This window comes from Streptomyces poriticola, from assembly GCF_036689765.1.
Lineage (GTDB): Bacteria > Actinomycetota > Actinomycetes > Streptomycetales > Streptomycetaceae > Streptomyces > Streptomyces poriticola.
In genome coordinates, this window is sequence record NZ_JBAGKH010000015.1 from 82126 (window position 1) to 96218 (window position 14093).

At 70.9% G+C, this 14093-nt stretch carries 11 protein-coding genes and 1 pseudogene; 6 read left to right on the forward strand and 6 right to left on the reverse strand.

Features of this window, described 5'->3' with window-relative positions; translation table 11 throughout:
* The first annotated feature begins 150 nt into the window (after nucleotides 1-150).
* The 6 genes from V5O46_RS19740 to V5O46_RS19765 all read left to right on the forward strand — a co-directional run bounded on the left by V5O46_RS19740 (nucleotide 151) and on the right by V5O46_RS19765 (nucleotide 5889).
* Nucleotides 151-993, forward strand: a complete 843-nt coding sequence (locus tag V5O46_RS19740; protein ID WP_332885943.1) for a M24 family metallopeptidase — start codon at nucleotides 151-153, stop codon at nucleotides 991-993.
* A gap of 5 nt (nucleotides 994-998) precedes the next feature.
* Nucleotides 999-2747 (forward strand): SDR family oxidoreductase, encoded by a 1749-nt coding sequence (locus V5O46_RS19745; RefSeq protein WP_408649021.1) that lies wholly within the window; start codon nucleotides 999-1001, stop codon nucleotides 2745-2747.
* A gap of 164 nt (nucleotides 2748-2911) precedes the next feature.
* On the forward strand, nucleotides 2912-3487 hold the full coding sequence (locus tag V5O46_RS19750; RefSeq protein WP_332885945.1) for an RNA 2'-phosphotransferase: 576 nt from the start codon (nucleotides 2912-2914) through the stop codon (nucleotides 3485-3487).
* Between the two features lie 6 nt (nucleotides 3488-3493).
* Nucleotides 3494-3952: a hypothetical protein gene (locus V5O46_RS19755; RefSeq protein WP_332885946.1), complete on the forward strand. Its 459-nt coding sequence runs from the start codon at nucleotides 3494-3496 to the stop codon at nucleotides 3950-3952.
* 51 nt (nucleotides 3953-4003) lie between these two features.
* Nucleotides 4004-4906 carry an LLM class flavin-dependent oxidoreductase gene (locus V5O46_RS19760; protein WP_332885947.1) on the forward strand — a complete coding sequence of 301 codons (903 nt, stop codon included), beginning with the start codon at nucleotides 4004-4006 and terminating at the stop codon, nucleotides 4904-4906.
* Nucleotides 4907-5007: 101 nt separating this feature from the next.
* Entirely contained in the window at nucleotides 5008-5889 is an 882-nt protein-coding gene (locus tag V5O46_RS19765) for a Cof-type HAD-IIB family hydrolase (RefSeq protein ID WP_332885948.1), read from the forward strand.
* 80 nt (nucleotides 5890-5969) lie between these two features.
* On the opposite strand, the gene V5O46_RS19770 is transcribed toward V5O46_RS19765, so the two are convergent.
* The 6 genes and pseudogenes from V5O46_RS19770 to V5O46_RS19795 form a co-directional block, all read right to left on the reverse strand.
* Entirely contained in the window at nucleotides 5970-7019 is a 1050-nt protein-coding gene (locus tag V5O46_RS19770; RefSeq protein ID WP_332885949.1) for a M23 family metallopeptidase, read from the reverse strand.
* Between the two features lie 104 nt (nucleotides 7020-7123).
* Nucleotides 7124-7485, reverse strand: a pseudogene (locus V5O46_RS19775) (ATP-binding protein); the annotation flags it as partial.
* 34 nt (nucleotides 7486-7519) lie between these two features.
* Nucleotides 7520-7687, reverse strand: a complete 168-nt coding sequence (locus V5O46_RS19780; RefSeq protein WP_332885950.1) for a hypothetical protein — start codon at nucleotides 7685-7687, stop codon at nucleotides 7520-7522.
* Between the two features lie 106 nt (nucleotides 7688-7793).
* Nucleotides 7794-11351: a thiol reductant ABC exporter subunit CydD gene (gene cydD / locus V5O46_RS19785; protein WP_332885951.1), complete on the reverse strand. Its 3558-nt coding sequence runs from the start codon at nucleotides 11349-11351 to the stop codon at nucleotides 7794-7796.
* A gap of 87 nt (nucleotides 11352-11438) precedes the next feature.
* Entirely contained in the window at nucleotides 11439-12443 is a 1005-nt protein-coding gene (cydB, locus tag V5O46_RS19790) for a cytochrome d ubiquinol oxidase subunit II (protein ID WP_332885952.1), read from the reverse strand.
* A gap of 20 nt (nucleotides 12444-12463) precedes the next feature.
* Nucleotides 12464-13969: a cytochrome ubiquinol oxidase subunit I gene (locus V5O46_RS19795; protein WP_332885953.1), complete on the reverse strand. Its 1506-nt coding sequence runs from the start codon at nucleotides 13967-13969 to the stop codon at nucleotides 12464-12466.
* Nucleotides 13970-14093: the final 124 nt, after the last annotated feature.

Here is a 14093-nt window from a genome sequence, read left to right on the forward strand (position 1 = left end):
CACTGGACGAGCGCCTGCCGGACCCCCGCCGTGCCCCGCCGAACCGGCCGGTACGCAATCTATTGACGAACCGTCTAACAAGTGGAACATTCGGCGACGTCGAGTAACGAGTGCGTAGCGCAGTCGGCGCGGGCCGGTGGGGCGGGTGGCATGACGACGGCAGTGACAGAGCAACGCCTCGCGGACCTGCGGGGGTTCCGGGAGGTACAACAGCTCGCCTACGCCTGTGCGGAGGCGGTGGCGGCCCGACTGGAACCGGGCGTGACGGAGCGCGAGGCGGCGCGGATGCAGCGTGAGTGGCTGCACGAGCGCGGGGTGCGGGACTGGTTCCACCTCCCCTTCGCCTGGTTCGGCGACCGCACCGCGTTCACGGACTTCCGGATTCCGCTGCAGTTCTTCCCGACCGGCCGGCAGCTGGAGCCCGGGATGCCGTTCATCCTGGACATGGCCCCGGTGTACCGCGGCCACACCGCGGACATCGGCTATTCCGGTTCGCTCGGGGCCAACCCCGTGCAGCACCGGCTCATGGCCGATCTTCGGGCGCACCGCGAGCTCATCCTGCGCGAGGTGCGCGAGCGCCGGTCGCTGCGCGAGATCTACCAGGACGTGGACCGGCTCATGGTCCGCCAGGGCTACGCCAACCGGCATCGCGCGTACCCCTTCGGCGTGATCGCGCACAAGGTGGACCGAGTACCGGAACGGCGGCTGTCCCCGCGCCTGTTCGGCTTCGGCACCCGGGCGCTCCGTGGCCTGGCGTCGGACGCGCTGCACGGGCACCGCGAGGGCTGGTCCCCGCTGTGGTCGCCCTACCGCTTCTCCGACCATCCGCCGCAGCCCGGACTGTGGGCGGTCGAACCCCACCTCGGCTTCCGGGGTACCGGCGCGAAGTTCGAGGAGATCCTGGTCGTCACCGGCTCCCGGGACCCCGAGGAGAGCGCCTTCTGGCTGGACGACGATCTGCCGCACGTGCGGCGCTGGGCGGAGGAGAGGTGACGGTGATGGAGGCAGCGCGCGAGCACCGGGTGCGCACCGGCGGGGTCGACCTGTGCGTGGCCGAACTGGGCGACCCGCAGCAGCCCACGGTCGTCCTGGTGCACGGCTACCCGGACAGCAAGGAGGTCTGGTCGGAGGTGGCCGCCCGGCTTGCCGACCGCTTTCACGTGGTGCTGTACGACGTCCGGGGCCACGGCCGGTCGACCGCGCCGAAGCCGCTGCGCGGAGGGTTCACGCTGGAGAAGCTGACCGACGACTTCCTGGCGGTCGCGGATGCGGTCAGCCCGGACCGGCCGGTGCATCTGGTGGGCCACGACTGGGGATCGGTGCAGGCCTGGGAGTTCACCACGGTCAGGCGCACCGAGGGGCGGATCGCCTCCTTCACCTCGGTGTCCGGGCCCTCCCTGGACCACTTCGGCCACTGGATCGGCCGGCGGCTGAAGCGGCCCACCCCACGCCGGGTGGGTCAGCTCCTCGGCCAGGGCGCCAAGTCCTGGTACGTCTATCTGCTGCACACACCGGCCCTGCCGGAACTGGCCTGGCGCGGCCCGCTCGGCAAGCGTTGGCCGGGCATCCTGCGGCGCGTCGAGAAGGTCCCCGCGGACGACTACCCGACGGCGTCGCTGCCCACCGACGCGGCGCACGGTGCGTGGCTGTACCGGGACAACGTACGGGCCCGGCTGCGGCGGCCGCGCGCCGACGCGTACGCCCACGCGCCGGTGCAGCTCATCACGCCGGTGGCGGACCTGTTCCTCTCCGAGCGGCTCTACGACGATCTGGAGCTGTGGGCGCCGCGGCTGACCCGCCGCACGCTGCCGGCGAAGCACTGGGTCCCGCGGACCCGGCCCGATCTGCTCTCCGGCTGGATCACCGAGTTCGTCACGTCCGTCGAGGGCGGCCGGACCGGGGTCGCGGCGCGCGGGAAGCACGCCGACCGGTTCGGCGGGCAGCTGGTCCTGGTCACCGGCGCGGGCAGCGGCATCGGCCGGGCCACCGCGTTCGCGTTCGCCGAGGCGGGTGCCCGGGTGATCGCCGTCGACCGGGACGGCGAGGCGGCGGCGCGTACGGCGGAGCTGTCCCGGCTGATCGGGGCCGCCGACGCCTGGGCGGAGACCGCCGACGTCTCCGACGAGCAGGGCATGGAGAAGCTCGCCGACAAGGTCGCCGCCGAGTACGGGGTGGTCGATGTGCTGGTCAACAACGCCGGGGTCGGTCTGTCGGGCTCCTTCTTCGACACCACTCCGGAGGACTGGAAGAAGGTCCTCGACGTCAATCTGTGGGGTGTGATCCACGGCTGCCGGCTGTTCGGCCGGCAGATGGCGGAGCGCGGACAGGGCGGTCACATCGTGAACACGGCCTCGGCCGCCGCGTACCAGCCGTCCAAAGTGCTGCCCGCCTACAGCACCTCGAAGGCGGCGGTGCTGATGCTGAGCGAGTGCCTGCGTGCCGAGCTGGCCGCACAGGGGATCGGCGTGACGGCGATATGCCCCGGCCTGGTCAACACCAACATCACCGCGACCGCCCGCTTCGCCGGGGTCGACGCCGACGAGGAGAAGCGCCGCCGGCAGCGCAGCTCCCGGCTGTACGGGATGCGCAACTATCCGCCGGAGAAGGTCGCCGACGCGATCCTGGAGGCGGTCGTGCACGACCGGGCCGTCGTGCCGGTGACGCCCGAGGCACGCGGGGCCCATCTGCTGCACCGGTTCATGCCGGGGGCGCTGCGGGCGCTGGCGCGGGTGGAGCCGCCGCTGTGAGGCCAGCGGTTCTCCGACGTGTGAGGGCCCGTGCTCCGATGTGTAGGGCCACCGGTTCTCCACAGGGCCACCCAATTCCCCTGTGGATAACAGCAGTTGCTGTGGATCAAACCTCGTCGGCAAAACCGTTCGCGTGACGCGCGTCTCGTCGGCACGCTGAAGGCATGAACCAACAGTCGAACCGGACACACCTGGACGACAGACGCACAGTGAAGGTGTCCAAGTACCTCGCCAGGCATCTGCGTCACCAGCCAGAGCGGATCGGGCTCACGCTGGACGAAGGCGGCTGGGTGGAGATCGACACACTGATCGCCGCTGCCGCCGCCCACGGCTTCCGGTTCAGCCGTGAGGAGCTGGACCACGTGGTCGCCACGAACGACAAGTGCCGCTTCGCCGTGGACGGCAGCAGGATCCGGGCCAGCCAGGGTCACACCGTCGCGGTGGACCTGGGCCTGCCTGAGGCGACCCCGCCGCCGTACCTCTACCACGGCACCGTGGCCCGCAGCCTGGACGCGATCCGCGCCGAGGGGCTGCGCCCGATGAACCGGCACGACGTGCACCTCTCGGCCGACCGGGAGACCGCGACCCGGGTCGGCGCCCGTCGTGGCCGGCCGGTGGTACTGGCCGTGGACGCCGCCGCCATGCACCGCGACGGTCATGTGTTCCGGCTCAGCGCCAACGGAGTGTGGCTGACCGAGACGGTGCCGCCGCACTACCTGCGGTTTCGTGAAACGTCCTGATCGTTCATGATCAACGGCATGAAGCATTTGCCGACCACCGAAGCCGCCGTCGCCGCCCTCCGCAGCATCGCCGAGGAGTACGTGGTCGAGATCGCGGTCACCCATGACATCGGCGCCGACCAGACCTCCCGGCGCAGCGCAGCGGGCTTCGGCGTCACCACGGACCCGGACGGTTCCCTGCCCCACGAGGCGTATGTCGAGTTCGGCGGTTCGCCGCGGGTGACCGTCCGGCTCTACCCGGAGGACGACGCGCTGATCGACGTCGAGGGCGTCGAGTGCCCGGACATCGACCGCGACGAGGTGCCCGCCTTCCTCCGCTCGGTCTTCGGCGGGCTGGCATGGGTGAGGGCCCGCCGCTTCCCGCCCGGCTACTTCCTGATGGTGCCGTTGCCCGGTGACCGGGTGCACAAGGAGTACATGCCGATGATCACCCTCACTCCGTGGCTGAGCGGCCGCGTGCGGTGACCTGGTGACCGTTTCACGTGAAACACGGGTCGGCCGCTTAGGCTCGGTGGCATGAGTCTGCGCCTGAGCACCGTGATCCTTCCCTACCGCCGCTGGCACGACGGAGGCCGCGCGCCCTGGGAACGGGCCGAGCAACTCGGTTTCCGCACCGCCTACACCTACGACCATCTGTCCTGGCGGAGCTTCCGCGACGGCCCCTGGTTCGGTGCCGTACCGACGCTGACCGCGGCCGCCGCGGTGACCGAGCGGATCCGCCTGGGCACTCTGGTGACCTCGCCCAACTTCCGCCACCCGGTGACGCTCGCCAAGGAACTGATCTCGCTCGACGACATCTCCGGCGGGCGGATCTCGCTCGGCATAGGAGCGGGCGGCACCGGTTTCGACGCCACCGCGCTGGGCCAGGAGCCCTGGACCCCGCGGGAGCGTGCCGACCGGTTCGCGGAGTTTCTGGCACTGCTCGACCGGCTGCTGACGGAGGACTCCGTCTCGTACGAGGGCGACTTCTACTCGGCGCACGAGGCGCGCAACGTCCCGGGCTGCGTGCAGCGCCCCCGACTGCCGTTCGCGGTGGCGGCAACCGGTCCACGCGGGCTGCGGCTCGCCGCGAGGTTCGGCCAGGCATGGGTGACCACCGGTGACCCCAAGCTGTACGAGAACGGCACCCCGGAGCAGTCGGTCCGGGCCCTGCGCGAGCAGGCAGACCGGCTCGCCGACGCCTGCTCCGCTATCGGTCGCGATGTGGCGGAGCTCGACAAGGTGCTGCTCACCGGCTTCACCCCGGACCGGAACCGGCCGCTGGAGTCCCTGGACGCCTTTGTGGACTTCGCCGGACGTCACCGGGATCTCGGGTTCACCGAGCTGGTGATCCACTGGCCGATTCCCGGCTCGGACTTCGCGGTGGACGAGAAGATCTTCGAAGAGATCGCCATGGAGGCACCCGCGCAGCTGGGCTGAGCCACGAGAGGCGCCTGTGCAGGGCGGGGCAGCCGTGAGGTGCGGAGCACGAGGAGCCGAACCTCACAGATGTGCGGAGTCCCGCACGACCGTGCAGGCATATGCGGAACAATGACCGGGTGACCTCTGCGACCCGACAGCCCGACATCCCGGCGGCCACCGCCCGTCCACGCCTGATCGCCACCGACCTCGACGGCACCCTGCTCCGCGACGACAAGTCGGTGTCCCCGCGCACGGTCGCCGCCCTGGCCGCCGCCGAGGAAGCGGGCGTCGAGGTCTTCTTCGTCACCGGGCGCCCGGCCCGCTGGATGGACGTCGTCAGCGACCACGTCCATGGTCACGGCCTCGCCATCTGCGGCAACGGGGCCGCCGTGGTCGACCTGCACGGCGCCCCCGGCTCCCACCAGTTCGTGAAGGTGCGGGAGCTGGCCCGGGAGAACGCCCTGGACGCGGTCCGGCGGCTGCGCGACGCGGCGCCGGGCACGGTGTACGCGGTGGAGCAGACCTACGCCTTCAACACGGAGCCGGAGTACCCGCGGCTGCACATGGAGGTTCCCGATGTCCTGAGGAGGGCGGAGGAACTGCTGGGTCCGGACGGTCCCGCCATGGACGAGCCGGTGCTCAAGATCCTCGCCTTCCATCCGGAGATGGACCCCGACGCCTTCCTCACCCTGGCCCGCCTCGCCGTCGGCGAACACGCCAATGTGACCCGCTCCAGCCCCAGCGCCCTGCTGGAGATCAGCGGTCCCGGCGTCTCCAAGGCCAGCACGCTCGCCCTGTGCTGCGCCGAGCGCGGTATCTCGCACGAGGAGGTCGTCGCGTTCGGAGACATGCCGAACGACGTCGAGATGCTCACCTGGGCGGGCCGCTCGTACGCGATGGGCAATGCGCACCCGGACGTGGTCGCGGCCGCCTCGGGCCGGACGGTGGCCAACAACGACGACGGGGTCGCGATCGTGATCGAGAAGCTGCTCACGGAATAGCCCTCCCCCCCCCCCCCCGACCGGCCGCAGGACCGAAGTGCCCCGGTGCTCACCCCGGGGCGTCCCGGGGCGAGCGCCCTTCAGAGGGCCACGCCGCGCCGGTCCAGCCACGGCACCGGATCGACCGCCGAGCCCAGCGACGGGGTGACCCGCACCTCGAAGTGCAGATGCGGACCGGTGGAGTTCCCGGAGCTGCCGGACTGGCCGATCCACTCGCCCGGACCGACCCGGTCACCCTGGTCCACGGCCGCGGAGGCGAGATGCGCGTACTGCGTGTAGTAGCCGCCCGCATGCTGCAGGACGACCTCGATACCGAAGGGACCGCCGCACGCCACCTTCACCACCCGCCCCGCACCCACCGCGCGCACCGGAGTACCCACCGGCACCGCGAAGTCCTGCCCGGTGTGCCGGTTCGCCCAGCGCTCCCCGCCACTGCCGAAGGACGACGACAGGTCGTAGGACTCCAGCGGCGCGACCCACTCGCGTGTGTGGCCTGCCCCGGACTGGTCCAGCCGGACGGCGCCGGGGCAGGATCCGGCCGCGACCGAGGCATCCGCCTGCCCCTGCAGTCGCGACCGCGCCGCCTGCAGCTTGCGCTCGATGGTCTGCTTCAGCTCGGCCAGTTCGGTGTTCCGTCTCTCCAGCGCCTGCCAGGCGGCCGCGGCCTTCGCCTCGTCGGCGGCCAGCCGCGCCTCGGCCCTCCGGCTCTTGCCGATGGCGTTGTTCACTGCCAGATCCGCCTGCCACACGGCACGCTGACCGCGCATCAGCTCCTCCGGATCCTCCGCGAGGATCATCTGTGCGGTCAGCGGAAGCCCGCCACCGCTGCGGTACTGGGCGCGGGCGATCCGGCCCAGGTCCTCGTTCAGCACGGCGATCTGCTCCCGTTCCCGGTCCAGGAGCCTCTCGAGGCGCTGCACCTCCGCCCGCTGCTTCTCGGCGGCGCGCTGCCCCTCCTCGTACTGCTGCGCCGTCTCGGCCGCGTCCTCGTACAGCTGCGCCACCTCGGCGCCGACCCCGTTGCCGGAGCCACCGCCCGTGTCCGTGATGTCGGTGGGACGCGCCGCGAGCACGGCGAGGGCGCACAGCAGCACCGGAACGAGCAGCGGGTGACGGCGACGTGAGCGCATGTCAGCGATCGTGGCCCGGTCGGCGCACTGTGGTCACCTTCAAGTCGTACGCCCGGGGTACACGTTGCTGCACACGGGTCACGCCAGGGGCCCGCCGGCCGGTGCGGGGCGTCCCACCCACCATGGTCCCGCGGCCGTCCGGCCCGAGGCCCGGGTCGATGCGCACAGCGCCGCCCAGGTGTTCGGACCGGCGTTCCAGGTTGCGCAGCACGCTGCGTCGGCTGTGTCCCCCGGGGAGTGCCGACACCGTCGTCCGCAACGGTCAGCCGCACACCGGGCCGGCCGTCGGGCAGGGGCACGGCGGCATCTACGACGACCTCGATCCTGGTCGCCCGGGCGTGCCGGAACGCATTCGACAGGGCCTCGCGGAGCGCGGCGACGAGTTCCTGCCGGTCCCGTCGCCGACCACGCCGTCCACCCGGCCGAGGCAGCGGTACACCGGGGTGAAGCCGAGCACCACGGCGGCCGTGGTGGCCCCCGCAGCAGTCGGGCGTTCGGCCCTAGGGCTCCTCGGAGAGGCCGTCGCCGTCCTCGGCGACCACGGCGATCGCCGCGTACGGGGCGGCCGCCAGGTCGGCGGCCGACCCGCAGATCCGGTGCAGGGTGGCGGCGGGCGGCTGCAGGCCGCTGCCGACGGACCGCATCGCCTCCAGCAGCTTCGGCACCACTCGCGCAGCTCAGCAGCGGCCTCCTCGTCGGGCGGCCGGGAGCCGGACGGCGACGCTGCGGGCAGGCACCGAGCCTCGTCAGCCCGTTTTGCCGGGGAAAGTCGGATTACTGGGCTGCCGCCAGCAGTTCCGACAGCGCCTCCCGCTCGATCATCGTCCGCAGCGCCCCCTCCTCGGCGGACAGCTCCGCGAATGTGCCCCGCTGCACGATCCGTCCCTCGTCCAGGACGATCACCTCGTCCACGGCCTCCAGACCCGCCAGCCGGTGTGTGATCAGCAGGGTGGTACGGCCCTCGGTGGCAGCCAGCAGGTCTGTGGTGAGCGCGTCCGCGGTCGGCAGATCGAGGTGTTCGGCCGGTTCGTCCAGCACCAGCACCGGGAAGTCCGCCAGCAGCGCACGGGCCAGCGCCAGCCGCTGCCGCTGGCCTCCGGAGAGCCGGGCCCCATGCTCTCCGACCAGGGTGCCGAGACCGTCGGGGAGGCTGTCGGCCCATTCCAGCAGCCGGGCCCGGGCAAGTGCGGCGCGCAGTTCCTCCTCGGTGGCGTCCCGCCTGGCCAGCAGCAGGTTCTCCCGCACCGAGCTGTCGAAGAGGTGCGCATCCTGAGCGCACAGCCCGACCAGCCGCCGTACGTCGTCACCGTCCAGGGTGTGCGCATCGGACCCGGCCAGCGTGTACGAGCCGGCCTCCGCGTCCAGGAACCGCAGCAGCACCTGGGCCAGCGTCGTCTTGCCGGAGCCGGACGGCCCGACCACGGCGATCCTGCGCCCCCGCGTCAGGACCAGGTTCACTCCGGCGAGCGCCTCCCGGTCCTGTCCGGCATGCCGGGCCCGCAGGTCCTCGACGACCACCGGGAACGGCGACACCGGCGGCGGCAGCGGCGACTCCGGTTCCCGCACCGGGTCGGGTGCGTCGAGCACCTCGTACACGCGCTCGGCGCTCCGGCGCACCCGCTGCCGGTACTGCGCGGCGAGCGGCATGCCCAGGACGGCCTCGAAGGCTGCCAGTGAGGTGAGGACGACCACCGCCGTCAGCAGCCCGTCGAGCCTGCCGTCCGCCACCGCCTGCACGGCGACGAGCGCGACAGCGGCGACGGTCAGCCCCGAGATCAGCGCGGTGAGCCCGTCGCCGAGGGCGGTGGCGGTGGCCCCCCGCGAGGCGATCCGGGTGAGAGTCGTGTCGGCCCGCCGTGCCTCGGCCGCCCGTGCCGGCAGAGCGCCGGCCACGGTCAGCTCCGCAGTGCCCGTGAGCAGGTCGGTCACCCGGGTGGCGAGCAGTCCACGGGCGGGGGCCAGGGTGCGCTCGGCACGTCGTGCAACGACGGCGGTGACCAACGGGACGCCGACCCCGGCCGCCAGCAGTCCCGCGGTCAGCACGGCCCCGGCCTCCGGCAGCAGCCAGACCGTGAAGCCGACGGATGCGGCGGACACCATCGCCGCGGCCGAGGCGGGCAGCAGCCAGCGCAGCCAGTAGTCCTGCAGCGCGTCCACGTCGGCGACGAGCCGCGCCAGCAGATCGCCCCGGCGGCTGCGGCGCAGCCCCGCGGGCGCCAACCGCTCCAGGCGCCGGTAGACCGCGACCCGAGTGTCGGCCAGCATGCGCAGCACCGCGTCGTGCGACACGAACCGCTCGGCGTACCGGAACACCGCCCGGCCGATCCCGAAGGCCCGGGTCGCTGTCACGGCCAGCATCAGATACAGCACCGGCGGCTGCTGCGACGCGCGCGAGATCAGATATCCCGAGGTGGCCATCAGTCCGACGGCGCTGCCGAGGGCTAGCGAGCCGAGGAGCAGCGCGAGCCCGAGCCGGCCCCGGCGGGCGGCGGACATCGCACGGACTCGGGCGAGCGTCCGGCCGCCGGCTGCCGAAGCATGCTCCGCAGAGGCCGGGGCGGGCTCCGCAGAGGCCGGGACGCCGGTGTCCCGCGTCCGGGGCAGCGGCTCGCCGCCGTCACGGGACGCATCCGTGCCCGGCACGTCGGTCTGTGATGCGCTGGAGTGCGGTGCACCGGAATGCGGCACAGCGGGCACCGTCGGCTCCGCCAGCCGCACCATCCGGTCCGCCACCTCCAGGAGCGCCGGCCGGTGGGCCACCAGAAGCACCGTCCGGCCGACCGAGAGCCGCCGCACCGCCGCCACGATCTCGGCCTCCGTAGCCCCGTCCAGGGCTGCCGTCGGCTCGTCGAGAAGCAGGACCGGCCGGTCGGAGAGAAAGGCGCGGGCCAGGGCCAGCCGCTGCCGCTGGCCCGCCGACAGTCCGGTCCCGTCCTCACCGAGCACGGTGTCCATGCCTTCGCCCAGCGCATCCACGAAGTCGAGCGCCCCGGCATCGCGCAGTGCCCGGCGCACCGCGCTGTCGTCGGCGTCCGGGTGGGCGAGGCGTACGTTCTCGGCGATGGTCCCGGCGTACAGATGCGGACGCTGCGGCACCCAGGCGACCTGGGTGTGCCACTGCGCCGGGTCGATGTCGGTGAGAGCGGTGCCCCCGACGCACACCCGGCCCGCGGTCGGCTCGACAAAACCCAGCAGAACGTCGAGGAGCGTCGACTTGCCCGCGCCGCTGGGCCCGACGAGCGCGACCGTCTCCCCGGGTTCCACGGTGAAGCTCACGTCCGAGACGGCGTCGCCGGACCGGCCGGGATAGCGGACCGTCACCTCCTCGAAGGAGAGTGCGCCCCGCGCCGCCACCGCCTCGGTGCCGTGCGCCGGCGCGGGGGTCTCCAGCACCTCGAAGATCTCTTCGGCCGAGGCCAGCCCTTCGGCCGCCGCGTGGTACTGCGCGCCGACCTGGCGCAGCGGCAGATACGCCTCCGGCGCCAGGATGAGCACCAGCAGCCCGTCGTACAGCTCCATGTCGCCATGGACGAGGCGCATGCCGATCGTCACGGCGACCAGCGCCACCGAGAGTGTGGCGAGCAGTTCCAGGGCGAAGGAGGACAGGAAGGCGATGCGCAGGGTCCGCATGGTCGCCTGCCGGTACTCACCGGTGATCCGCCTGATCGACTCGGCCTGGGCCTTGGCGCGGCCGAACACCTTCAGTGTGGGAAGCCCTGCGACCACATCGAGGAAGTGGCCGGACAGCCGGGACAGCAGTCGCCACTGACGGTCCATCCGGGCCTGTGTGGCCCAGCCGATCAGCACCATGAAGAGCGGAATGAGCGGCAGGGTGCCGACGATGATGGCCGCCGACACCCAGTCCTCGGTGACGATCCGCGCCAGCACCGCCACCGGCACGATCACGGCAAGGCCCAACTGGGGCAGATAGCGGGAGAAGTAGTCGTCGAGGGCGTCGACTCCCCGGGTGGCCAGGGCGACCAGCGACCCGGTCCGCTGCGCGCTCAGCCATCCAGGACCGAGTGCGGTGGCCCGCTCCAGCAGCCTGCCCCTCAGTTCGGACTTCACGGCCGCGCTGGCTCGGTGCGCCGCCAGTTCCGTGAGCCAGCCGACCAGAGCCCGGCCGCCGGCGACAGCGACCAACAGCAGCAGCGGAGTGCGAAGATCGGCGACCCCCCGGCCGCCCTGGAAGGCGCCCACCACGATCTCGGCAATGAGCATCGCCTGCGCGATGACCAGCCCGGCGCCTACGGCTCCCAGGACGACGACCGCGTTGAGGAAGAGCCGGGTGGTGCGGGCGTAGCGCAGCAGACGGGGGTCGATGGGTTTCACGTGAAACACGCCCTCTCGTGTCCAGCACGTGTTTCACGGGAAACACCGCTCGGGAGCCGGGGGAGGTGGAACATGCTCGGGCTGTCCTCAGTGCGAGGCATCGGCGAGATGCTGGGTACCGATGCGCTTGCGGAACACCCAGTATGTCCATCCCTGGTAGAGCAGGACGACGGGCGTGGCGATCACCGCCAGCCAGGTCATGATCTTCAGTGTGTACGGGCTGGACGAGGCGTTGGTGACCGTCAGGCTCCACTCGGCGTTCAGCGTGGACGGCATGACGTTCGGAAAGAGCGTCAGGAAGAGCATGGCCACGGTGGCCACAATGGTGATGCCGGACAGGGCGAACGCCCAGCCCTCACGCCCGGCCTGGTTGGCCATCAGGGCCACGACCAGGGCGGCGACCGCCACCACCAGGGCGACCAGGCTCTTGGCGTCGCCGTTCTCGATCTGCGTCCACAGCAGGAAGAGCGAGGCCAGTGCGGCCGTGACGACGCCGATGCGCAGTGCGAGTCCCCGGGCCCGCTCACGAATCTCCCCCACGGTCTTGAGCGCGGTGAACACCGTGCCGTGGAAGGTGAACAGAGTCAGTGTCACCAGGCCGCCGAGCAGCGCGTAGGGGTTGAGCAGGTCCCCGACACTGCCGACGTACTCCAGTTCGCGGTCGATCTTCACACCCCGGACGATGTTGCCGAAGGCCACGCCCCACAGGAACGCCGGGATCAGCGAGGTCCAGAAGATCGCGGTCTCCCAGTTGCACTGCCAGCGTTCCTCTGGCCGTTTCACCCGGTACTCGAAGGCCACGCCACGGATGATCAGGCACACCAGGATGGCCAGCAAGGGGAGATAAAAGCCGGAGAACAGCGTCGCGTACCACTCCGGGAAGGCGGCGAAGGTGGCCCCTCCGGCCGTGAGCAGCCACACCTCGTTGCCGTCCCAGACGGGGCCGATGGTGTTGATCAGCACCCGCTTCTCGGGCCGGTTCCGGGCCAGCAGCCGGGTCAGCACGCCGACCCCGAAGTCGAAGCCCTCCAGGAAGAAGTAGCCGGTCCACAGGACGGCGATCAGGACGAACCAGACGTCGTGCAGTTCCATGTCGGTACAGCTCCCTCGGCCTAGTACGAGAAGGCCATCGGCTTGTCGGCGTCCCGGAGGTCGCCGCCGATCTTCGTGGGCGGATTGAGGTCGGCCTCGGTGAGCTCGGGCGGGCCGGCCTTGGCGTACTTGACGAGCAGCTTGACCTCGATGACGGCCAGCACGGCGTAGAGGGTGGTGAAGACGATCATCGAGGTGAGGATCTCAGCCTGGGATACACCGGGGGAGACCGCGTCGCGGGTCTGGAACAGCCCGTAGACGACCCACGGCTGGCGGCCCATCTCGGTGAAGATCCAGCCCCAGGCGTTGGCGATGAGCGGGAAGCCCATCGTCCACAGCGCCAGCAGCCAGTACAGCCGGGTGAGCCTCGATCCGAGCGGCTTCTTCAGCAGGACCAGATGCGGCACCTCGTCCTCGCCGGTCCGCCGGGCGCGCGGCAGCAGGAACCTCTTCCGGGTGAGCCACAGGCCGAGCAGAGCGAGGGAGAACGACGCCATTCCGAAGCCGATCATCCAGCGGAAGCCCCAGTAGGCGACGGGGACGATGGGCTTGTAGTCACCGGGGCCGAACTGTTCCTGCAGGGCCTCGTTGGTGTCGTTGATGCCCGGTACATACGACTCGAAGTCGCTATGGGCGAGGAAGGAGAGCAGTCCGGGTATCTCGAGGGCGACCTTGTTGTGTCCCTCGTCGACGTCCCCGTAGGCGAAGACGGAGAAGGGTGCCGGGCTCTCGCCGTCCCACAGGGCCTCGGCGGCGGCCATCTTCATCGGCTGCTGCTCGTACATCACCTTGCCGAGGGTGTCGCCGCTGACCGCGGTGAGCAGACCGCCGACAGCCATGGTGACCAGGCCGAGCCGGAGCGATGTCCGCATCACCGGGATGTGCTTCTTGCGCATCAGGTGGAAGGCGGCGATGCCCACCATGAAGGCGCCGCCGGTGAGGAAGGCGGCCGAGAAACTGTGGAAGACCTGGTTGAGCGTGGTGTTCTGGGTGAGGACCGCCCAGAAGTCGGTCAGCTCGGCCCGGCCCTTCTCCTCGTTGAACCGGTAGCCGACCGGGTGCTGCATCCAGGAGTTCGCCGCGAGGATGAAGTACGCCGACAGCAGGGTGCCGATCGAGACCATCCATATGCAGGCCAGATGGAGCTTCTTGGGCAGCTTGTCCCAGCCGAAGATCCACAAGCCGATGAAGGTCGACTCGAAGAAGAAGGCGATCAGCGCCTCGAAGGCGAGCGGCGCACCGAAGACATCGCCGACGAACCGCGAGTAGTCCGACCAGTTCATGCCGAACTGGAACTCCTGCACGATCCCGGTGACCACACCCATGGCGATGTTGATCAGGAAGAGCTTGCCCCAGAACTTGGTCGCCCGGAGGTACTTCGCCTTCTCGGTCCGCACCCACGCGGTCTGCAGTCCGGCCGTGAGGGCGGCCAGCGAGATCGTCAGGGGAACGAAAAGGAAGTGGTAGACGGTGGTGATACCGAACTGCCAGCGCGCCAGCGTCTCCGGCGCCAGGGCCATGTCCACGTCGTCGGTCTCCTTACCTCGCCACATCGCCGTGGTCAGCGGCAGTTTGTGCGTGTACGCCGCACCTAACCCGGGAGCAACCAGACACGCTTGTGAACGCGTTCACATTCACAAGCAATTATGA

Excerpts from the sequence above, each read along its gene's own strand:
- V5O46_RS19740 (WP_332885943.1), top strand. The coding sequence starts at position 151 with ATGACGACGGCAGTGACAGAGCAACGCCTCGCGGACCTGCGGGGGTTC.
- V5O46_RS19765 (WP_332885948.1), top strand. The coding sequence starts at position 5,008 with ATGCGGAACAATGACCGGGTGACCTCTGCGACCCGACAGCCCGACATC.
- V5O46_RS19770 (WP_332885949.1), bottom strand. The coding sequence starts at position 7,019 with ATGCGCTCACGTCGCCGTCACCCGCTGCTCGTTCCGGTGCTGCTGTGC.
- V5O46_RS19750 (WP_332885945.1), top strand. The coding sequence starts at position 2,912 with ATGAACCAACAGTCGAACCGGACACACCTGGACGACAGACGCACAGTG.
- cydB (WP_332885952.1), bottom strand. The coding sequence starts at position 12,443 with ATGGAACTGCACGACGTCTGGTTCGTCCTGATCGCCGTCCTGTGGACC.
- V5O46_RS19745 (WP_408649021.1), top strand. The coding sequence starts at position 999 with ATGGAGGCAGCGCGCGAGCACCGGGTGCGCACCGGCGGGGTCGACCTG.
- V5O46_RS19760 (WP_332885947.1), top strand. The coding sequence starts at position 4,004 with ATGAGTCTGCGCCTGAGCACCGTGATCCTTCCCTACCGCCGCTGGCAC.
- V5O46_RS19755 (WP_332885946.1), top strand. The coding sequence starts at position 3,494 with ATGATCAACGGCATGAAGCATTTGCCGACCACCGAAGCCGCCGTCGCC.